The sequence below is a fragment of the Streptomyces sp. AK010 genome (genome assembly GCF_014207295.1).
Taxonomy (GTDB): Bacteria; Actinomycetota; Actinomycetes; order Streptomycetales; family Streptomycetaceae; genus Streptomyces; species Streptomyces massasporeus.
The window spans coordinates 25,798-46,894 of sequence record NZ_JACHCX010000007.1; the positions used below are offsets into that span (position 1 = coordinate 25,798).

General features: G+C 70.7%; 17 protein-coding genes. 9 read left to right on the plus strand and 8 right to left on the minus strand.

The window, feature by feature from the left end:
* Window positions 1-63: 63 nt before the first annotated feature.
* The gene (locus tag HDC93_RS15305) at window positions 64-501 is read right to left on the minus strand and encodes a Fur family transcriptional regulator (protein WP_031111199.1); all 438 of its coding nucleotides are present in this window, start codon (window positions 499-501) and stop codon (window positions 64-66) included.
* Between the two features lie 179 nt (window positions 502-680).
* Window positions 681-1,559, minus strand: a complete 879-nt coding sequence (locus HDC93_RS15310) for a hypothetical protein (RefSeq protein WP_185011134.1) — start codon at window positions 1,557-1,559, stop codon at window positions 681-683.
* 160 nt (window positions 1,560-1,719) lie between these two features.
* Here HDC93_RS15310 and HDC93_RS15315 point away from each other — a divergent pair, with 160 nt between their 5' ends.
* On the plus strand, window positions 1,720-3,165 hold the full coding sequence (locus tag HDC93_RS15315; RefSeq protein ID WP_184915931.1) for a glyceraldehyde-3-phosphate dehydrogenase: 1,446 nt from the start codon (window positions 1,720-1,722) through the stop codon (window positions 3,163-3,165).
* 48 nt (window positions 3,166-3,213) lie between these two features.
* Here HDC93_RS15315 and HDC93_RS15320 read toward each other — a convergent pair whose 3' ends face one another.
* Window positions 3,214-6,390, minus strand: coding sequence for an RICIN domain-containing protein (locus tag HDC93_RS15320; RefSeq protein ID WP_185011136.1), 3,177 nt, complete (start codon window positions 6,388-6,390; stop codon window positions 3,214-3,216).
* Window positions 6,391-6,864: 474 nt separating this feature from the next.
* A complete protein-coding gene (locus tag HDC93_RS15325; protein ID WP_078615249.1) occupies window positions 6,865-7,038 on the minus strand; it encodes a CsbD family protein in 174 nt (57 codons plus the stop codon).
* A gap of 355 nt (window positions 7,039-7,393) precedes the next feature.
* Between HDC93_RS15325 and HDC93_RS15330 the strand changes: the two genes are divergently transcribed.
* Window positions 7,394-7,825 carry a hypothetical protein gene (locus HDC93_RS15330; RefSeq protein ID WP_260419581.1) on the plus strand — a complete coding sequence of 144 codons (432 nt, stop codon included), beginning with the start codon at window positions 7,394-7,396 and terminating at the stop codon, window positions 7,823-7,825.
* 10 nt (window positions 7,826-7,835) lie between these two features.
* Here HDC93_RS15330 and HDC93_RS15335 read toward each other — a convergent pair whose 3' ends face one another.
* Window positions 7,836-9,518, minus strand: coding sequence for a hypothetical protein (locus HDC93_RS15335; RefSeq protein ID WP_185011138.1), 1,683 nt, complete (start codon window positions 9,516-9,518; stop codon window positions 7,836-7,838).
* 236 nt (window positions 9,519-9,754) lie between these two features.
* Here HDC93_RS15335 and HDC93_RS15340 point away from each other — a divergent pair, with 236 nt between their 5' ends.
* Window positions 9,755-11,134: a GH1 family beta-glucosidase gene (locus tag HDC93_RS15340; RefSeq protein WP_185011140.1), complete on the plus strand. Its 1,380-nt coding sequence runs from the start codon at window positions 9,755-9,757 to the stop codon at window positions 11,132-11,134.
* Between the two features lie 307 nt (window positions 11,135-11,441).
* Window positions 11,442-12,269, plus strand: coding sequence for an SAM-dependent methyltransferase (locus tag HDC93_RS15345; RefSeq protein ID WP_185011142.1), 828 nt, complete (start codon window positions 11,442-11,444; stop codon window positions 12,267-12,269).
* A gap of 54 nt (window positions 12,270-12,323) precedes the next feature.
* Here the strand turns inward: HDC93_RS15345 and HDC93_RS15350 are convergent, their stop codons facing one another.
* Together HDC93_RS15350 and HDC93_RS15355 are read right to left on the minus strand one after the other, a co-directional pair.
* Window positions 12,324-13,238, minus strand: a complete 915-nt coding sequence (locus HDC93_RS15350) for a helix-turn-helix transcriptional regulator (protein ID WP_185011144.1) — start codon at window positions 13,236-13,238, stop codon at window positions 12,324-12,326.
* A gap of 153 nt (window positions 13,239-13,391) precedes the next feature.
* Window positions 13,392-13,622, minus strand: coding sequence for a DUF397 domain-containing protein (locus HDC93_RS15355; protein ID WP_185011146.1), 231 nt, complete (start codon window positions 13,620-13,622; stop codon window positions 13,392-13,394).
* Window positions 13,623-13,826: 204 nt separating this feature from the next.
* Here HDC93_RS15355 and HDC93_RS15360 point away from each other — a divergent pair, with 204 nt between their 5' ends.
* The 5 genes from HDC93_RS15360 to HDC93_RS15380 all read left to right on the plus strand — a co-directional run bounded on the left by HDC93_RS15360 (window position 13,827) and on the right by HDC93_RS15380 (window position 20,030).
* Complete coding sequence (locus HDC93_RS15360) at window positions 13,827-14,435, plus strand: ATP-binding protein (RefSeq protein WP_221516768.1); 609 nt, start codon at window positions 13,827-13,829, stop codon at window positions 14,433-14,435.
* A gap of 28 nt (window positions 14,436-14,463) precedes the next feature.
* Window positions 14,464-15,009, plus strand: a complete 546-nt coding sequence (locus HDC93_RS15365) for a hypothetical protein (protein ID WP_185011150.1) — start codon at window positions 14,464-14,466, stop codon at window positions 15,007-15,009.
* Window positions 15,010-15,149: 140 nt separating this feature from the next.
* Entirely contained in the window at window positions 15,150-17,885 is a 2,736-nt protein-coding gene (locus HDC93_RS15370; protein ID WP_185011152.1) for a SpoIIE family protein phosphatase/ATP-binding protein, read from the plus strand.
* 128 nt (window positions 17,886-18,013) lie between these two features.
* A complete protein-coding gene (locus tag HDC93_RS15375) occupies window positions 18,014-19,378 on the plus strand; it encodes an FAD-dependent oxidoreductase (protein ID WP_185011154.1) in 1,365 nt (454 codons plus the stop codon).
* Window positions 19,379-19,535: 157 nt separating this feature from the next.
* Window positions 19,536-20,030: a lamin tail domain-containing protein gene (locus HDC93_RS15380; RefSeq protein ID WP_185011156.1), complete on the plus strand. Its 495-nt coding sequence runs from the start codon at window positions 19,536-19,538 to the stop codon at window positions 20,028-20,030.
* Between the two features lie 197 nt (window positions 20,031-20,227).
* On the opposite strand, the gene HDC93_RS15385 is transcribed toward HDC93_RS15380, so the two are convergent.
* Complete coding sequence (locus HDC93_RS15385) at window positions 20,228-20,989, minus strand: FAD-dependent monooxygenase (protein ID WP_260419582.1); 762 nt, start codon at window positions 20,987-20,989, stop codon at window positions 20,228-20,230.
* Window positions 20,990-21,097 lie beyond the last annotated feature (108 nt).

Genomic DNA, 21,097 nt, shown 5'->3' on the forward strand with positions numbered 1-21,097 from the left:
CACGTGCTCGGGAACGCTCGGGTGGATCAGGTGTGCTCGGGAACGCTCGGGGGGATCACGTGCTCAGTTGCTGCGGGCGGTGGAGCAGGCGGGGCACAGGCCCCAGTAGATGACCTCGGCCTCGTCGACGGCGAAACCGCGGTCGTCGGACGCGGTCAGGCAGGGGGCGTGACCGACCGCGCAGTCGACGTCGGCGACGGCTCCGCACGACCGGCACACGAGGTGGTGGTGGTTGTCGCCGACCCGCCCCTCGTAGAGGGCCGGGCTGCCGGGTGGGTCGAGGCGGCGTATGAGGCCCGCCGCGGTGAGCGCGTGCAGCCCCTCGTAGACGGCCTGGACGGAGATGTGGCCCACACGGCCGCGCACCTCGGAGGCGATCGCCTCGGCGCCGAGGTGGTCACCGTCCCGCACGGCCTCGAGCAGCGCGACGCGGGCGGCCGTCACCCTCAGGCCGGCACCGCGCAGCTCCTCGGCTGTGGTCGGGTTCCCGGATGCGGTCATGCGCCCAGCCTAGACACACAAACACGAGCGGTTCAAGAAAACGAACGGTTCAATTTTGATGTCGTGTGTGGAGCCTTTGCGGGGCGGCTTACTTACCGGCTGTGAGCTCAGTCACAGCCGCCATCATGACGTCCCGGCGGGCACCGGAGGGGGCGCGCACCGCCGTGTCGGTCAGCGGGTCACGCGTCCGACGAGGGTGAGGTCAGGCGTTCGAGGCGGGCGGCGGCCGTCGCGGCCTTGCGACCGGCCTCGCGGGCCCGGCGATCCGCCGTGCGCGCCCGCTCCCGGGCCGCCCGTTCGGCGAAGCGGGCCTGCTGGCGTTCGCCCCTGACCTGTTCCAATGCGCCGGTGAGCTCCTCGACGCGCCGCTGGAGGCCGTCCACCTGCTGTTTCGTCTCCGTCACCTCCCGGCCCGCGGCGTCCGCCTCGTCCCGGAGCTCCCGTAGCTCGCGTTCGGCGGCTGCGGCCTCTTCTCGGGCCTGGGCGAGCCTGCGCCGCTGCCGCTCACTCTCCTTCCCGCCCGGGCGGGAGGGGGCGGGTGCGGGTGGGGGTTCAGGGCGCCGCGGCCGGGCGCCCTCGGCGGTGGCGGGGAAGCCGACGGCCGCGCTGAGCGGCCTGGCCAGGCGGCCGTCCGCCCAGGCCCGGGCGGCCTCGGGGTCGGCCAGGACGGCGTGCAGCGTGTTCTCGACCTCGCGCTGCACGCTCTCGCCGATCGGATGGCCGGCCTCTTTGGCGAGCTGCCGGGCCTGGAGGGACAGGGCGCGGATGAGCGCGTACTGCCGGCGGCTCAGCTCGCGCAGCTGCGTGCCGTCCAGGTCCTGGTGGGCCTGCCGCAGCCCCTCCCCCAGGCGCAGCAGGGACTCGACCTCACCGGGGCTGCTGCGGACCAGGAGATTGCTGACCCAGGCGGCGAGGCTGGGTTTGCGCAACGCCCGGATGCGCTCGGCGAGTTCCCGGCCTCCGGCGGTGCGGGCGGAGGCCATGGCGGAGGCCCGGGCGGCGGTGAACTCCTCCGGGCGCAGGGCGTACAGCTCGTCGGCTACGGAGTCGTAGTCCATGGGCACCCCTTTCGCGCGGAAGATCCGCTTTCGATCGTCTCAAGCCCTGCCCTCAGGGGCGCGCGGAGTGCCCTCGGAACGGGGGTCGGAGGTACCCCCTTCAAGATCGGGAAATCGACGGTTTAACATATGAGCGCCGCCTAGCTCGAAAGATGGACTCGTGACTGTCAACGACGACTCGTTCACCAACTGGAAGATCCGCGAGGAGATCGCGGAGTCGATGATCCCGATCATCGGGAAGCTGCACCGCGAGCAGGACGTGACTGTCCTGCTGCACAGCCGCTCCCTGGTGAACAAGTCGGTGGTGAGCATCCTCAAGACCCACCGTTTCGCCCGGCAGATCGCCGGTGCGGAGCTCTCGGTCACCGAGACGCTGCCGTTCCTGCAGACCCTCGCCGAGCTCGACCTGGGTCCCTCCCAGATCGACATCGGCATGCTCGCCGCGACCTACCGCGAGGACGACCGCGGTCTGTCGGTCGCCGAGTTCACCGCCGAGGCCGTCGCCGGTGCCACGGGCGCCAACAAGATCGAGCGCCGTGAGGGCCGGGACGTCGTCCTCTACGGCTTCGGCCGCATCGGCCGGCTCGTGGCCCGCCTGCTCATCGAGAAGTCCGGCTCGGGCAACGGTCTGCGGCTGCGGGCCATCGTCGTGCGCGGGGGTGGCGAGCAGGACATCGTCAAGCGCGCCTCGCTGCTGCGCCGCGACTCGATCCACGGCCAGTTCCAGGGCACGATCACCGTCGACGAGGCGAACAGCACGATCGTCGCCAACGGCAACGCCATCAAGGTGATCTACGCCAACGACCCGTCCGAGGTCGACTACACGGCCTACGGCATCAAGGACGCCATCCTCATCGACAACACCGGCAAGTGGCGCGACCGCGAGGGCCTGTCCCAGCACCTGCGCCCCGGTATCGACAAGGTCGTGCTGACCGCGCCCGGCAAGGGTGACGTCCCCAACATCGTGCACGGCGTCAACCACGACACGATCAAGCCGGACGAGCAGATCCTGTCCTGCGCGTCCTGCACCACGAACGCGATCGTGCCGCCGCTGAAGGCGATGGACGACGAGTTCGGGGTCCAGCGCGGCCACGTCGAGACGGTTCACTCGTTCACGAACGACCAGAACCTGCTGGACAACTACCACAAGGCCGACCGCCGCGGCCGGTCCGCGCCGCTCAACATGGTCATCACCGAGACCGGTGCCGCCTCCGCCGTCGCCAAGGCGCTGCCCGACCTCAAGGCGCCGATCACCGGCAGCTCGATCCGCGTCCCGGTCCCGGACGTCTCGATCGCGATCCTCAGCCTGCGCCTCGGCCGCGAGACCACCCGCGAGGAGGTCCTCGACCACCTCCGCGACGTCTCGCTGACCTCGCCGCTCAAGCGCCAGATCGACTTCACCACGGCTCCCGACGCGGTCTCGAGCGACTTCATCGGCTCGCGCCACGCCTCGATCGTCGACGCCGGCGCCACCAAGGTCGACGGCGACAACGCGATCCTGTACCTGTGGTACGACAACGAGTTCGGCTACTCGTGCCAGGTCATCCGCGTCGTGCAGCACGTCTCCGGCGTGGAGTACCCGACGTACCCGGCCCCGGCGGTCTGACCCCGGAAGACGAAAGCGCGGGGCGTGCGGGCCCCGCGCTTTCGTGTGTCACCGACGGGTCAGCTCGATCCGGTACTCCCGCGCCTGTGAGCCGTCTTCGCTGGTCACGGACACGATGTGGGCCTTCTTGCCGCCGGCGGTGTCCCGCCGGACCGTTACCTTCGCGTAGGGATCACGCGATGTGGCGGTGATCTCGGCGCGGTCCGGGCGGTCGACCGCCACCCGGTAGCCCGTCCGGTCCGGCTCGAAGCCGCTCAGGGACTCGCCGTCCACCGCGATCGACGCGGCCGCGGCGTCGGCGGAAACGCCCGGTGCCTTGGCGAAGACCTCGATCTCCCCGAGGGTGATGTATCCGCCCGGACGGGCCGTCATCACCACGCGCACACCCGTCACCGGGCCGGTGCCACGCACCCTGACGTCGGCCACGGGCGTCCCCTCGGTGCCGACGGCGACCTGGTCGCTCGCGTCGGACCAGGTGCCGTCGATCCCACGCACCTGCACCTTGAGGGACTCCGCGAAACTGACGTTGGTGCCGTCGCGGTGGAAGTGGGTCACGACCCGGGTCAGATCGCGCGCCTCCGGCAGCGTGAAGGTGATGGTGTCGGACGGGTTCTTCGTGCCGGACTTCCAGTTCGACCAGGCCTTCTCGGACGTGGTGCCGTTGCGCAGCCCCTCGGCGGAGTAGCCGCCCTCGGTGTAGGTCGCGCCGACCGTGACGCCCTCGTCGCGCGCCGAGTCGGTCTCCTTCGGCGCGGTGACCTGGACGCGTACGGTCGCCGCGGCCGTTTCCCCGCCGGGTACCCGGGCCGTGCCGCGCAGGGTCACCACGCCGGTGTCGCCGAACGCGCCCTCGGGTGCGGCGTCCCAGGTGACCGGGAGGTCTGCCGTCCCGCCGTGCCGTCCCACGCCGGTGACCGTGGCGGGCAGGCCGGGCCGTCCGCCGGTGTAGGTCTTGGCGCGGGCCGGGAGGGTCGAGGCGATGGTGTCCACGGTGACGACCGCCTCGGCCGGGACGGTCCGGCCGAGGGCGTCGGTGGCCCTGCCCTTCACACGAACCGTTCCGGGCTTGCGCCAGCGCGACTCGGAGGGCAGCGTCCACTCGACCGGGAGCGCGCCCCGGGCGCCGTCGCGGAAGACGGGCGTCACGGTGCCGGACAGTTCGGGGGCGCGCCCGGGGACGGTGAACGCTGCCGCGGGTCGTGTCCGCAGGACCGTCTCGTCGGTCACGCCCCAGCGCTGGTTCGCGGTGGAGGTCGGGAGGAAGGCCGATACGCGGGCGCCGTCCGTGGTCGACTGGTTGACGACGTCGAGGAGGCGGCCCGTAGCGGCGTTGACGAAGGTCCAGGTGCCGTCTCCGGTGGTGGACATGATCCACTGTGCGGCCGGTGTGTTCCCGTCCTCCAGTACGGCCTCGTTGTCGCGTACGGCCAGGCGCCTGCCGTCAACCGCGTTGACGAGGGCGTAGCGCTCGCGGTTGCTCTCGCCGCGGGTCAGCCGCTTCACGCTCCACAGCTGCGACTTGGCGGCCGGGTCGGACGTACGGACGACGACGCCGTTGCCGTCGGCGGACGGGGCCAGGGACTTGCCGCTCTGGGCGCCCTGGAGGCGGTAGGTGTGGCCGGGCTGGACGAGCGCGGCGTCCTTCGCGGTGCCGGACACGCCGTCGACGAGGAGGGTGGTGACCGACTTCGCAGGGACGGTCACGGTGGCCGAGCGGTCCTCGACCCTGACGGGCGTTCCGCGGACGAGTGCGCCGGAGGCGCTGGTCACGACGGGGGTCACGGTGGCGCCGGGTGTGACCCGACGGAACTTCGAGAGGTCCAGGGTCACCGCGCGCGGGCTCGTGCCGTTGTTGACGTGCACCACCTTCGCTCCGGGGCCGGACCCCCGCACGGCGGCGACGCTGGAGGGGTCGTCGGCCTTGACGAAGTGGTCGCCGGGGCGGATGTGGTGGGTGAAGTTGCGCAGGGTGTCGAACTTCGTGTTGGCCTTGACCGGGCAGGTCTCCAGGGTGTCCTTCGCCGTGCAGTTGAACGGGATGTGGATGCTGCCCCAGTTCTTGCCGGCCTGCGCCTGGGGGATGGAGTCCTCGATCGGCTGCCACAACACCCAGGCGGACGGCTCCAGTTCACGCATGTCCTCGACGACCCGGGTGGCGATGCCGAGTCCCGGTTCCATGCCGGTGAAGTCGGTGCCGGTCCCCCAGGTGCCCTCGACCTCGCTCATCCAGAACCGCTTGTCCGCTGCCTTGGCGCTGTCGCGGGCGCTGGTGCGCATGCCGGTGCCGTAGGTGTGCACGTTGAGCTGGTCGACGGCGGCCCGGGCGGATGGGTCGTAGGCGTTCCAGTTGCGGACGAAGGTGCTGGGGTTGGTCTCGTCCATCGCGGAGATCGTGGCGCGGGTCCGTGCCTTCTCCAGCGCGCGGTGCAGGGCCAGGACGATCTTCTGCTGGAGTTCGGGGCCTGCGTGCGCGCCCTCCTGGCGGCCGCCGGTGGGCTGTCCGTCGGCGCCGATCTGGGTGCCCCAGTAGTTGGTGTTGGGCTCGTTGAGCGGGGCGATGGTGTCGAACGTGATGCGGTGCTTCTTCTCCAGCTGGTCGGTGACCTTGACCAGGTAGGTGGCGAAGTCGTCGACGCGGTCCGCCCGTATCTGGTCCGTGTTGGCGTCGAAGCCGCCGGAGACGTAGCCGCTGACGGTCTGGAACCAGGGCGGCGAGTTGCTGAACGCCTCCCAGCGGGTCACCTTGCCCTTGACGCGGTCCACCCACCAGCGCTGGCCGGCGTCGGCGGACCAGTCCCAGTGCCCGGGGTCGTCCGGCTTCCACCAGTCGGTGTCCTCCCTGGTGGTGCCCGCGGGGGCCTTCCAGAAGCCGTCCATCGTCGCGCCGGTCTTCATGTAGTCCTTGCGGACGTCGGGGGCGTTGCCGCCGCCGATGTTGTAGCGCGCGATGTTGAGGCGGAGCCCGTCCTCGCCGAACAGCAGGTCGGCGAGCTTCTGCCGGATGGGTTCGGGGTAGTGGCCGGTGATGTTGGCGAACCAGACGAGGCTGGTCCCCCATCCTTCGAACTCCTGTTGCCGGTAGGACGGGTCGATCCGTACCGTCACCGCACTCGCGGGCGGATCGGCGGCAGCGACGGCGGGAGGCACGGTCACGAGGCCCGCGCCGAGTGCCAGGGGGACGGTGATCGCCGGCGCCGTCCGGGCAAGGCGATGTCTGCTGGACATGGATTCCCTTCGGGAGCGAACAGAACCGCGCAGAATCAATCGAGCTTCCCGAATGTTTTAGGACGGCAATCAACACGTCAAGAGGTGGGGCGAGTTGGGAACCGGCACTCTGCCGCACGCGAGGGAGGGGTGAGACGGCGACGGACGAGGGAGGGGAGGCGAATCTGCCGACCCTGGAGGACCCCGGTTCGATCAAGCCGGAGGTGTGGACGCGTGAGGCGCCGATCGGCGCTCTGGTTGCGCGGCGCCCACCGTGCCGACATGCGTGAGGACACGGGGCGCGGCCCTTTCGGGCGAGGCGGTACCGTGTCGGCGGCGGAGCGGACGTGACGCCCGCTCGGCGTGTCCATGTGCTGGGCGATCACCGTGAGACCGGCTGGCTCTCACGGTATGCGGGGGCGGATCTCCTGCGATCTGCCGGCCGGCATGGCAATGTGCCGCGTCCCCCATGGGACGCGGCACCGCCACAGGACCTCAGTGCTTGAAGACGTCCTTGGTCTTCTCCTTGGCCTGCCGGGCGTCGCCCTTCGACTGCTCGGCCCGGCCCTCTGCCGTCAGGCGCTCGTTGCCCACCGCACGGCCGATCGTCTCCTTGGCCTTGCCCTTGGCCTGCTCGGCCTTGGCCTTGCCCTTCTGGTCTCCAGCCACTGTTCGTTCACTCCAAGTCGTGTCCGACTGCGGGGTCACCCCACGAGTGACCGTGAAAGGGCAGCTCAAACGTGCCGCGCGGGTGTCCGGTCCATGAGAGCCTTGCCCCGACCATGATCAACGATCCCGGAGGGCGGGTCATGACCATCCATCGGCCGGGGCTGCCCGGGGACCTTCCGTCGGCCGAGGTGCTGTGGGCGCGCTGGGCGCTCATCGCCGTACTGGAGGCCACCACGGAGGGTGAGCAGGAGCGTCACCACCGCACGGGTACCTGGGTGGACGGCGAGGGGCTCCATCTGGACGACGCCGGCCGCACGTGGTGGGGCTTCGCACCACGGGGCGGGGGGGGCGGTACGTGCTCTTCGGCGAGGACGAGTCGAGCGGCGCCAAGTGGCACGAGCCGCCGGTCGACATGCTGGCCGGCGCTCCGCAATGGCTCCCCCACGAGCAGCTGAAGGATCTGCTGAGCGGGTGGCGGCTGGACTGCGTCTACTGGTACGAGGACGGGGCCTGGGCTCGCGCCTCCTACCCCGGCACCCTGGACGACGACGGTCTCGACTGCGGCATGAGCCGCTTCGTCGACCGGGCCGATGTGCTGCGCACGATCGCCGACGAGGATCACGGCGCGACGTCGGCGCAGGACGCGGAATCCCTGCTGGCGCACGCGGAGAACCGGCGCCTGTCACCGGAGCTCCTGATGTCCCTGACCTCCGATCCCGGCCGGCGGCAGCGGGAGCGGGCGGCCATGACCGGGGCGCTGGAGCGGGCGGGCCTGTACCGGCCGTGAGCCGCTGAGGTCAGTGGCAGCACCCGTCGGCCGCCTGCGGGCCGGGCGTGGTGTCCAGGCGGCAGTAGCAGGACGCGTGGATCGGTACGTCGGCCAGCGCGGTCGCGAGCTTGAGCTGGTGGGCCACGAGGGCCGCCTCGCCGGTCTTGCCCGTGCGGAGCAGGCACTCGTGGAAGCCGTGCAGCGCCCAGACGTTGTTGGGGTGCTGGAGCGGGCGGGGCAGGGTGTCGTCGAGGCCGAGGTCGGCGCGGTAGACGGCTTCCGCCTCCGCCACCCGGCCCTGTTCCAGCAGCAGCGCGCCGTAGGCGTGGCGGGTGGGCTGCATCCAGCCCCAGGGCTCGTCGTAGGGCAGGTTGTCGTCCAGCTCGATGGAGCGTTCCAGGGCGGCGAAGGCGAGGTCGTGCCGGCCCCTGCGGTATTCGAGTTCGCCGTCCAGCATGGCGGAGGCGATGGCGAGGATGTCCTCGCAGGTGTTGTTGAACAGCATGCGCGTCCCTGGCACCCGGCCCACCGCAGCGCGGAACAACTCGCGCTCGGCCTCCGCCCGGTCGACCTCGCCGGTCGCGGAGAGGGCGACGCCCCGGGCGTAGTGCCGCATGGCGACGGTCGTCGCGTAGAGCTCCGGATCGGCGGGGGCGGGCAGTTCGAGGATCTCGGCCCAGCGGCCGAAGCGGATCAGGACGTGCACGCGCATGGCCAGGAAAGCCTCCAGCCAGTCGGCCATCGGGGGGCTCTGGACGCGGAGCAGGTCCTCGGGGATGGCGGCTTCCAGCTGGGCGGCGGCGTCGAGGGCGACCTGTGCCTGGCCGAGGAGCATGGCACCGTAGATCTTGAAGTGGTGGTTGTGCGCCCGGTACAGGGTGTAGAAGTTCATCGCGCCGGACCGCCGGTGGTACTTCTCGTCGGCGGCGATCGCGTCGCTGTTGGCGGAGACCACCTGGCGGTAGTCGCCGCACAGGACGTCCAGGTGCGAGGGCATGTGCAGCAGGTGCCCGGCGTCGGGCACGAGGCGGCGCAGGCGGTCGGCGACGGTGAGGGCCTGCTCGGGTGTCGGGGACATCTCCATCAGGTGGATGTAGAGGTGCAGGATCCCCGGGTGGCGCACTCCGGCCTCGGTGGCGAGGGCGCCTTCCAGTACGGCCCTGGCCTCGGTGGTCCGGGCGCCCTCGGCCGGCTGCCCGGTCTTGAGGTTCCACAACTGCCAGGGGGTGAGGTTCATCGCGGCGTCGGCGTGGAGGGTGGCGACGTCCGGGTCGCCGGGCGCCAGTTCGTAGACCACGCGCATCGCGTCCGCGTAGGGCTCGTTCCACACCGAGCAGTCCTCGACGGCCTGGGACTGCGGGTAGCGGGCCCGCAGTGCGCCGATGAGGGCCTGCTCGACCGGGGTGCAGCGGGCGGCCTTCTCATGGGCCCGTTCCACGGCGGTGTGCGTGCGCTCGACCGTCTGGACCAGTTCCTCGCCGTCGAAGAATTCCCAGGGCTTGTTGTAGTTCGGGCCGAGCGCGTAGGCAATGCCCCAATGGGCCATCGCGCACTCCGGATCGGCCTCGGCCGCCTTTTCGAAACAGGCGACCGCTTCCTCATGATGGAAGGCGTATGTCCACATCAGGCCGCGACCGAACCAGAGTTGGGCATCGGCGGAGGACGTGGTGACGGGACGGCTGTAGGTGCCTAGATCGTAATAGTCGCCCATGGGTTTCTCCTGGGAAAAGCGGCCGGGGCCGTGAGAACAGCGGTTACGGACACGCCCTCGACTTCCGATTAATTCTCGTTCTCGTATTTCCAGATTAGCGGTTCGCGTAGCGGGCGCAGGACGCCGGTGCCGCACGGGCGCAGGACGCAGGGCGCAGGGCGCCGGTGCCGCTCCCCACGCGCCGCTCCCGATCGCCTCGGGCTACACCGTGGCTGCCCCTGGGCATGGTTGAGGGCATGACTGACTTCCCGAGTTTTCCGCCGGGCTTCGTGTTCGGGGCCGCGACCGCCTCCTACCAGATCGAGGGGGCGGTGCGGGAGGACGGGCGCGGGCCGTCCATCTGGGACACCTACAGCCACACTCCGGGGCGGGTGGCGAACGGGGACACCGGTGATGTCGCCTGTGACCACTACCACCGGTATCCGCAGGACGTGGCGTTGCTGCGCGAGCTGGGCGTGGACTCCTACCGGTTCTCGATCGCCTGGCCGCGGATCGTGCCGGACGGGTCCGGCCCGGTGAACGTGAAGGGGCTGGACTTCTACTCGCGGTTGGTCGACGAGCTCCTGGCGGCGGGGATCGAGCCCGCTGCCACGCTCTACCACTGGGATCTTCCGCAGGCTCTGGAGGACGGCGGCGGCTGGCGGGTACGGGAGACGGCGGAGCGGTTCGGTGAGTACGCGGCCGTCGTCGCGGAGCACCTGGGCGACCGGGTGCCGCGCTGGATCACCCTCAACGAGCCGTGGTGCAGTGCCTTCCTCGGCTACTCCGTCGGCCGGCACGCCCCCGGCGCCCGCGAGGGCCACGGCGCGCTGGCCGCCGCCCACCACCTGCTGGTCGGGCACGGCCTGGCCGTACAGGCACTGAGGGCGGCCGGAGTGCGCGAGGTGGGCATCACCCTCAACCTCGACCACCACCTGCCCTCGACCCGCTCCCCCGCCGACGAAGCGGCCGTGACCCGGGCCGACACCCTGCACAACCTCGTGTGGACCGAGCCGGTCCTCCGGGGTCGCTACCCGGCCACCGAGGAGGACACCTGGGGCGCGTTGATCACTGCTCAGAGCTTCCGCCGGGACGGCGACCTGGAATCGATCTCCCAGCCGCTCGACTTCCTCGGCATCAACTACTACCGGCCGATCATGGTGGCCGACGCCCCGCACCGCGAGAGCGACCCGGCGCGGCGCGTCGCGACGGACAACCGGTACGAGGAGGTGCCCCTGCCCGACGTGCGCCGCACCGCCATGGGCTGGGCCGTGGCACCCCACACCTTCACCGACCTGCTCGTGGACCTCAAGGAGCAGTACGGCGACGCCCTGCCACCCGTCCACATCACCGAGAACGGCTCGGCGGAGGACGACGAGGTGAGCCCCGACGGCGCCGTCCACGACGCCGACCGGGTCGCCTACCTGCGCGACCATCTCACCACCCTGCGGGCCGCGATGGACGCCGGGGTGGACGTGCGCGGCTACTACGTGTGGTCGCTCCTGGACAACTTCGAGTGGGCCTTCGGCTATGACAAACGCTTCGGGATCGTCCGCGTCGACTACGCCACGCAGCAGCGGACCCCCAAGGACAGCTACCACTGGTACCGGTCCCTGATCGCCGCGCAGCGACGGTGACCGTGACGGCGCCGACCCTGACGGCAGTGACCGCGGCGGAGGTGACGGCCCCGGTCAGACACCGGCCGACAGCTGCGGGGCCAGGATCTTGATCATGGTGTGGTCGAGGCCGTGCTCGCACCCCGCGTCGGCGAGACGGACGGTTCAGGAATGGTTACATACCGCACATGGGTGGCACGACCGGCAATCATCTTGTCGTTCGATCATGGGCACCTTCGCCAGTGGGCTGGCACCCCCCAACTCCCGCTCCCTAGGATGTACTTCCTGTCCGGCCAGTCCGTTGGCGCGGCACCTTGCAGGGGGAACGATGCACTCCGAGAAGCGGCTGTCCACCGAGATCGACGCGAACGTGCCGACGGCAGCGCGCATGTACGACCACTACCTGGGCGGCAAGGACAACTACGCGGCCGACCGCGCCGCGTGCGAGGAACTCGACAAGGTCGTGCCGAGCACGCGCCGCCTCGCCCTGAACAACCGGCGCTTCCTCCAGAGGGTCGTGAGGACCCTCTCCGAGGAGTACGGCATCCGGCAGTACCTGGACCACGGATCCGGCCTGCCGACGCAGGACAACGTGCACCAGGTCGCCCAGCGCGTCGACCCCAAGACCCACGTGGTCTACGTGGACAACGACCCGATGGTGCTGGTCCACGGCCGCGCGCTCCTGGAGCAGGACGAGCGGACGACCGTCATTCACGCGGACATGCGCGAGACCGACCAGATCTTCGGGCACGCCGACACCTTGCGGCTGATCGACTTCTCCGAGCCGGTGTGCGTGCTCTTCAACTCGGTGTTCCACTGCATCCCGGACAGCGACACGGACGGGCCGCTCGCGGTGGCCCGCCGCGTGCGGGAACGGCTGGCGCCCGGCAGCTTCATGGTGATGTGCCAGCTGGTCAGCGAGGACCCGGAGGTCCGCGCCTTCGTCACGAACTTCATGGACCAGGCGACCCAGGGCAACTGGGGCCGCGTGCGCGAACCGAAGGACGTGGAGAAGTACTTCGAGGGGCTGGAGATCCTGGAGCCGGGGCTCGTGGAGGTGTCCACCTGGCGCCCGGACACCGAGGTGGCGCCCCGTCAGCTCACACACGAGTGGATCGAGTTCGGCGGCGTCGGACGGATCCCCCTGGAGAAGTGACCACGCCGATGCCTCGCGCGGGACGGTCTTCGTCCCGCGCGAGGCATCCGTGCGTCACGGGTAGCGCTGGTCCATCGTCTGCCGCAGCAGCTCCATCGAGTCACGGGGCTTGAGCGCCTCGTCCGCGAGCCGGTCCAGCGCGATCCGGTATTCCTCGGTCTCGTCCCGGTCCTCGAGGAAGTTCGCGCTCTTGATGTGCTCCAGGTAGACCACATCGGGGAGATCGAGGCCGCCGAAGCGCAGATACGTGATCGGAATGGCCGGTGCCGAGGCGTTGGTGACGCTCAACGGCACGATCTGCAAGGTGACGTTGGAACGCTGGGCCATCTCGACGAGGTGCGCGAGCTGCTCCCGCATCACCTCGGTACTGCCGAGGACGCGCAGCAGCACGGACTCGTCGATGATCGCCCAGAGCTGCGGGGCGTCGGTCCGCGACAGCAACCGGGCACGGTGCCTGCGCAGTTCGACGCGCCGCTCCACCTCACCGGCCGGCGCGTTGGGCAGGCCGCGCTCCACGACGGCCTTGGTGTAGGCGGGCGTCTGCAACAGGCCGGGCACGTACTGGATCTCGAAGGTACGGATGGTGGCCGCGGCCTCCTGCAGCCCGACCAGCCGGTCGAACCACTCGGGCATCAGCCGTTTGTCGTAGCGCTGCCACCAGCCCGGCTCTCCCGCCCGCTGCAGCAGCTTGAGCAGCACGGAGGCTTCGTAGTCCTCGGTTCCGTACAGCTCCAGCAGAGCGCGGACGTCGTTCTCCGTCGGCGGGCGGCGGCCCTTGCCCGACTCGATGCGGGACAGCTTCGCGGGACTGAACCCGACAGCGCGCGCAGCCTGGTCCTGGGCGAGCCGGGCATCCTCGCGGAAGCCGGCGAGCTGCACACCGACCAGCATCTTCAGCAGAGTCGGCGCGGGCTCGGGCCTGTCAAGGTAGGGTTCCAGGCGGGAGATGCGATGCGACGCGGCGGACATCCTGACTCCCAGCAGACCGGCACAAGGGCGACTCACACTATCGCACTTCACCGGTCCTTCACGCATCCGCCCGCAGCACCCCCGCAGAAGTAGGCAGTTGGGCTCCGCTTCGCCCCGAGGGGGTCGCGCCGCGGGCGGGTCGTCACCGCGGTCTCACAACAGGTGGTCGAACTCGCCGTCCTTCGCTCCGGCCAGGAAGGCCGCGACCTCCGCCGACGTGTAGACGAGGGCGGGTCCGTCGGGGTCGCGGGAGTTGCGCATCGCGATCCCGCCGTCGACGAGAGGGGCGACTTCGACGCAGTTGCCCTCGGCGTTGCTGTGCCGGCTCTTCATCCAGCAGGCTTCCAACGAGCTTGCCCGCACTCCGTTCTGCACTGGTGGCACCGCAGTCTCCTTGCTGTTCTCGTTCCCCGCCGCACGGTGTGCCGGCCGTTGACCCGAGCACGGCCGCGTCCCTTCGACCGCACCCGTCCCGGCTTGCGTACCCACAACGGCTTGATTCTCACGCAATTTCTCGTGCAATTGCACGCGAGCGCCCTTCAGCGTGGATAATAGCTGCGGCGTCAACCCCCGGGCTGGCGCCGCGTCCTGACGTCGCATCGGGGAGATGCCGTGTCATCACCTGCGCAGCACGTGCTCCGGCCGCCGAGTGGGGCTGCGGCGCACGCGGGCGCTCCCACGGCGGGCCAGTCCTCGCCGACCGGCCCGCACACGGTCCCGTCGTACGGGAGCCCGCCCTCGGTGCCGACGACACTGCCGCAGTTCTCGGGTGCCCTGTCCGCCTCGACCGCCCTGCGTGTCGAGTGCAGCCGGGAGGGGTTCGCACGAGCCCGGTCCTTCACCCGCGACACGCTGCACGGCTGGTCCCTCGACCACCGTTGCGACGACGCGACGCTCGTCATCACCGAACTCACCGCCAACGCCGCGACGCACGCGGCGCGAAGATGCCCGGGTGTGCCGGAGATCCGGCTCGGATTCCTCCTGGACCCCACCCATCTGCTGGTCACGGTCGCCGACGCCGACGACAACCCGCCCGTGTACGCGCCGACGGGCGCCTCCCTGGAGGAGCACGGCCGGGGGCTCTGCATCGTCGACGCCCTGTCCGAGGAGTGGGGCTGGGCCCCTACTCCCCCTGCGGGCAAGACGGTCTGGGCCAGGTTGTCGACCCGGCCGGCAACACCCTGCCCACCCCTCTGACACGACTGCCGCGGAAAGGCCCCTCGCCATGCGCAGCGCTTCGACGGAACACCCGAGCAGCGAGCGCCCCCAGCGCCCCGACGCCCCGGCCGGGGTGGCCCGGAAGACACCGCTCACGGCACTGGACCGCGTGCCGTGGGGCGACATCCAGGACTCCACCGGCTCGGCGGCGGCCATTCCCCACCTGCTCGACGGCATCGCCCGGGGTGATGCCGACACCGCCCGCTCCGCCCTCGACGACCTGCGGAAACGGATCTGCCAGTTCGGCTTCGTCGTCGAACAGGCGACCGCGGCCACCGTTCCGTTCCTGTGGGAGCTGGCGAAGCTGCCGCAGGTGACCTGCCGGGCCCAGATCATCGGGCTGCTCAAGAACATCGCCGACGCCCGGCAGTGGGAGAGCACCGCGGCCATCTATCCGAAGCTGCTCAACCACCGGGAGAATCCGGTGGTGTGGGAGCGTGCGGCGCGCCAGGCGGTGCGGGCCCGGCGCGACGAGCTCGGTCGGCTGATGGCGGACGAGGACAGCGAGATCGCCCGGGCCACGTCCGAGCTGGCGCGCTCACTGGGCGCCTGAGCGTGTTGCACCCTTCCGTCGTACGTTGTCGGTGATCAGGGAGCCCTGCACGCCCGCAGACGTGACGAAACGGTGAGGACCCCCTGCCACCATGGGTGATGCCCCTCGCCTCCCGGGGCCGGGCAGTGTAGACATGGCACATGGTCCGACTCTTGGGTCGATCCGGGACTCGATCGCCCCTGCGGCCCGGCACTGCGCCGTCCCCACCGCAGCGGCGGGAGGCGGGCTCGTCACGGTGGCAACCGGTGACGGGGCTGCGGTCGGTGCTGGGCGGACGCAGCGTCGCCGGACAGGTGTTCCTGCTCGTCGTGGTGATCGTGCTGCTGCTGGTCGTGGCGGCCGTGGTGGCGCTGGTGCTCCAGGTACGGCACGACACGACGCAGGAGGCCCGCAACCGCTCGCTCGCCGTCGCGGAGACCTTCGCGAACGCGCCGGGCACCGCCGCGGCGCTGCAGAGCCCCGATCCCACCGCCGTGCTCCAACCGCGCGCCGAGGCCGCCCGCGAGGCGTCGAAGGTCGACTTCATCGTCGTCATGAACACCGACGGGATCCGTTACACCCACCCCAAGCCGGACCGTATCGGCCAGAAGTTCGTCGGGACGATCGCCCCGGCGCTGGCCGGGGAGTCGTTCACCGAGGAGACCGAGGGCACGATCGGCCCGCTCGTCCAGGCCGTGGTGCCGGTGAAGGGCCCGGACGGCCGGGTCGTGGGGCTGGTCTCGGCGGGGATCACGACCAGGAACGTCGGCGGCACCGCCGACCGTCAGCTGCCCCTCGTGCTCGCCGCCGCCGCGGTGGCGCTGACCCTGGCGACGGCGGGTGCCGCGCTGGTGAGCCGGCGGCTGCTGCGACAGACCCACGGTCTCGGGCCGCACGAGATGACCCGGATGTACGAACACCACGACGCCGTGCTGCACGCCGTCCGCGAGGGCGTGCTCATCGTCGACGACGGGGGCACCCTGCTGCTCGCCAACGACGAGGCGCACCGCCTGCTCGGGCTGCCCGCCGACGCCGAGGGCGGGCACGTCCTCAGCCTCGGTCTGGACCCGGGCATCGGGGACCTGCTGGCCTCCGGACGGGTCGCCACGGACGAGGTGCACCTGGTCGGGGACCGGCTCCTCGCTGTCAACCAGCGGACCACGGACCGTGCGGGCGTCCCGCCCGGCAGCGTCGCCACCCTGCGTGACTCCACGGAACTGCGGGCCCTGTCCGGGCGGGCCGAGACCGCGCGCGAGCGGCTCAACATGCTCTACGACGCCGGAGTGGGCATCGGGACCAGCCTGGACGTGACCCGCACGGCCGAGGAACTCACCGAGCTGGCCGTGCCCCGGTTCGCCGACTTCGTCACGGTGGACCTGTTCGACGCGGTGCTGGGCGGAGGGCAGCCGACCGCGGCGGCGGCGCTCAGCCGGACGGCGGTGAGCGGGATCCGCAAGGACGCGCCGCTCTACCCGGTCGGCGAGCGGATCAGGTTCGTCGCGTCCTCCCCGCAGGGCCGCAGCCTCGCCACGGGCCGCCCGGTCCTGGAGCCCCGGCTGAGCGAGGCCCCGGGCTGGCAGGCACAGGACCTGAAGCGCTCCGCGCAGATCGTCACGTACGGCATCCACTCGCTGATCACCGTGCCGCTGCGGGCAGGCGCCCTGGTGCTCGGCGTGGTCAGCTTCTGGCGCTACGAGAAGCAGGAGCCCTTCGACACCGACGAGCTGGCCCTGGCCGAGGAGCTGGTCGCGCGGGCCGCCGTCTCCATCGACAACGCACGCCGCTACACGCGCGAGCACAGCATGGCGGTGACCCTCCAGCGCAGCCTGCTCCCCCGCAGCCTGCCCGAGCAGGGCGCCCTGGAGATCGCCTACCGCTATCTGCCCGCGCAGGCGGGGGTGGGCGGTGACTGGTTCGACGTGCTGCCGCTGTCGGGGGCCAGGGTCGCGCTCGTGGTGGGAGACGTCGTCGGCCACGGGCTGCACGCCGCGGCGACGATGGGCCGGCTGCGCACCGCGGTGCACAACTTCTCCTCCCTCGACCTGCCGCCCGAGGAACTGATCGCCCTGCTGGACGAGTTGGTCGGCCGCATCGACCAGGACGAGACGGAGGACGAGGGCAGCGCCCCGGTCACCGGCGCGACCTGTCTGTACGCCGTCTACGACCCGGTCTCCCGGCGCTGTACCGTCGCGCGGGCCGGGCATCCCCCGCCGGCGCTGATCCACCCGGACGGCACGGTGGAGTTCGCCGACGTGCCGGCCGGTCCCCCGCTGGGGCTCGGTGGTCTGCCGTTCGAGACGGCGGAGCTGGAGCTGGCGGAGGGCAGCCGGCTGGTCCTCTACACCGACGGGCTGGTCGAGGACCGGGAGCGGGACATCGACGTCGGTCTGGAAATGCTGCGCGAGGCGCTGGGCCGGGCCGACGAGTCGCCGGAGGACACCTGCCGGGTCGTGCTCGACTCGCAGCTCACGGCCCGTTCCAGCGACGACATCGCGCTGATCGTCGCACGTACCCGGGCGCTGGCCGCCGACCAGGTCGCCGAGTGGCCGGTGCCGGCCGATCCCGCGGCCGTGGGCGAGGTGCGGGCGGCGGTCAGCCGGCAGCTGGCCGAGTGGGGCCTGGACGAGCTGACGTCCAGCACGGAGCTGATCCTGAGCGAGCTGGTCACCAACGCGCTCCGTCACGGCGACGGGCCCATACGCGTACGGGTGCTGCGCGAGCGCAACCTGATCTGCGAGGTGTTCGACAGCAGCAGCACCTCACCGCACCTGCGGTACGCGACCATGACGGACGAGGGCGGGCGGGGCCTGTTCCTCGTCGCGCAGCTCGCGGAACGCTGGGGGACGCGCTATCTGCCCGCGGGGAAGGTGATCTGGGCGGAGCAGCCCCTGCCATAAGTGCCACTGGGGACTCCCCATAAAGTAGCCTTATGAGCTCATAGACTGGACCCTCGTACCGACTTAGGCATGCCTCAGTTTAGGCTTCCCGTCGAGATCGCTTGTCGCCGCTCGAAGGGAACCTGACCATGCCCCGCCCCCTGCGGGTAGCCATCGTCGGATCCGGCCCCGCCGGGATCTACGCCGCCGACGCCCTGCTCAAGTCCGAGGTGGCCGCCGAACCCGGTGTGTCCATCGACATCTTCGAGCGCATGCCGGCGCCGTTCGGACTGATCCGCTACGGCGTCGCCCCCGACCACCCGCGGATCAAGGGCATCATCACCGCCCTGCACCAGGTGCTCGACAAACCGCAGATCCGGCTCTTCGGCAACGTGGACTACGGCACCGACATCGGCCTGGACGACCTGCGCGCGTTCTACGACGGTGTGATCTTCGCCACCGGCGCGACGGCCGACCGGGCGCTCTCCCTGCCGGGTATCGACCTCGACGGCTCGTACGGCGCCGCCGACTTCGTCTCCTGGTACGACGGCCACCCCGACGTGCCGCGCACCTGGCCGCTGGAGGCGGAGAAGGTCGCCGTGCTCGGTGTCGGCAACGTCGCTCTGGACGTCGCGCGCATCCTGGCCAAGACGGCGGACGAGCTGCTGCCCACCGAGATCCCGGCGAACGTCCACGAGGGCCTGAAGGCCAACCGGGCCAAGGAGATCCACGTGTTCGGCCGCCGCGGCCCGGCGCAGGCGAAGTTCAGCCCGATGGAACTGCGGGAGCTGGACCACTCCCCCAACATCGAGGTCATCGTCGACCCCGAGGACATCGACTACGACGAGGGCTCGATCACCACGCGGCGCGGCAACAAGCAGGCCGACATGGTGGCGAAGACCCTGGAGAACTGGGCGATCCGCGACACCGGCGACCGTCCCCACAAGCTCTTCCTGCACTTCTTCGAGTCCCCGGTCGAGCTCCTCGGCGAGGACGGCAAGGTCGTCGGCCTGCGCACCGAGCGCACGGAGCTGGACGGCACCGGCAACGTCAAGGGCACCGGCACGTTCCACACCTGGGACGTGGGCGCGGTGTACCGCGCGGTGGGCTACCTGTCCGACAAACTCCCCAAGCTGCCCTGGGACATCGACTCCGGCACCGTCCCGGACGAGGGTGGCCGGGTCATGCAGGAGTCGGGCGAGCACCTGCAGTCCACGTACGTCACCGGCTGGATCCGGCGGGGCCCCATCGGCCTCATCGGGCACACCAAGGGCGACGCCAACGAGACCGTGGCGAACCTGCTCGACGACTACCGCAACGAGCGGCTGCACACGCCCGCGACTCCCGCCCCGGAGGCCGTGGACGCGTTCCTCGCCGAGCGCGACATCCGCTTCACCACCTGGGACGGCTGGTACAAGCTGGACGCGGCGGAGAAGGCTCTGGGTGAGCCCGAGGGCCGCGAGCGCGTGAAGATCGTCGAGCGCGAGGACATGCTGCGGGCCAGCGGCGCCTGACGCTTCACACCTGACGTTCTACATCCCGCGGGGCGGGTTCGGTGGCAATGTCACCGGACCCGCCCTTCTGCGTACTTGAACCGTGTACGATCCGGATGCTTCACCGAACCATCACATCGCCTTCACCTGAAGGCCATGCAGGGGGGACGAACGTCCAATGCGTATACGCCTTGTCGCCACCACGGCCGTCGCCGCCGGGGCCCTGACCGCTTTGTCGGCGGTTCCGGCCCAGGCCGCCGAGTACGACTCCGCGCTGAAGATCCGGGGGATCCAGTACGACGCCCCCGGGAGCGACTCCAACCGCTGCTCGGGCGGGAACACCGCCGAGGAGTACCTGACCATCAAGAACTACTCGCGCTCCACGACGGTGAACCTCAAGGGGTACGTCGTGAAGGACGCCGCGGGGAACAAGTTCACCTTCACCGCGAGCCACACCCTTCAGCCGGGCGACTACGTGAAGCTGCGCGGCGGCAACGGGTCCGACTCCGACACGAAGAACGTCGTCTACCGCGACAACTGCAACTTCATGTGGAACAACGACAAGGACACGATCTACGTGTACAAGCCGTCCGGCAGCCGTGCCGACGTGCACTCGTACACCCGGAGCGGCTCCGACGCGGACCGCAACGGGTACATCACGTACCACGGCTGATCCCTTCGCCGAACCGGCTGCCGGCCCCTCGTCTAAGGGGTCCTTTCACTATGAGCGTCCGATCAGCGCGCGTGGTCTGGTGCCGTGCGTCGCAAGGCGCCGGGAAGCCCTCGTAGCGGAGCTACTAGGGCTTTTCGGCAACGCGGCGAGGTGCGGTGCCAGACCACGCGACCCGGACGGGCATAGTGAAAGGACCCCTAAGGGGCCGGCAGCCAGTGGTCGAGGTAGGCGCGCAGGCCCGTGAGATCGGTGCCGCGCGCCAGGTATCCCACGTAGCCGTCGGGTCGTACGAGGGCGTGTGTGATGCCCGGCCACGGGCTCCGCGTGCCGAGGCGGTGCACGCTCACCAGGTCGTGGCGTCCGCCCGGCGGCGGGTCTTCGGGCCAGGCCCGGTCGGGGCCGGTGAGCAGGAAGTGGTAGCCCGGTCCGGCGATACGTCGTTGGAGCCCGGCCGGGGTGTCGGGCAGGCGGTCTCCGGCGCGTGGACCCTGCCGTGGACGGTGCGGTCCGGTGATGGAGGCGGGGCCGCGGCGGTAGTGGACGGCGAGTTCGGACACCGTACGGAACAGGCGGGCTCGGGCGGCGGTCGCGCGCAGCAGAAGCGGGGCCACATGCGGGGCGAGACGCGTCCGTGCCAGTCGCAGGGCGGGGTGGCTGCTCGTACCGACGGTGAACGCGCGGTCGGTGAGGCGGCGGACGCCGCGGCCGACCGGGGCGCGCTCCGCCTCGTACGTCTCCAGCAACTCCTCGTTGCCGCGGTCGGCGAGGTCGTCCGCCACGCCGAACGGGGTCAGCATCTCCGGGGTGCGGGGCTGGACCGCCGGGGCGCGCGACTCCCGGGCCCGGTCCAGTGAGCGGTCCACGATCCGCAACGGGGTTGCGTAGGAACGCAGTTGGGTCGCGAGTGCGAGTCCGGTGGGGCCCGCGCCCACCACGAGCACATCCAGGGGTGCCGTCATGACACACACCGTAGACGCGGCCGGTCGGGCGCATGTGGTCGCCGTGCGGCGTGCCGGGGCCCTCCGCGACATGTGCGTGGCGGAGGACTCCCGTCCGGTGTACTGGTC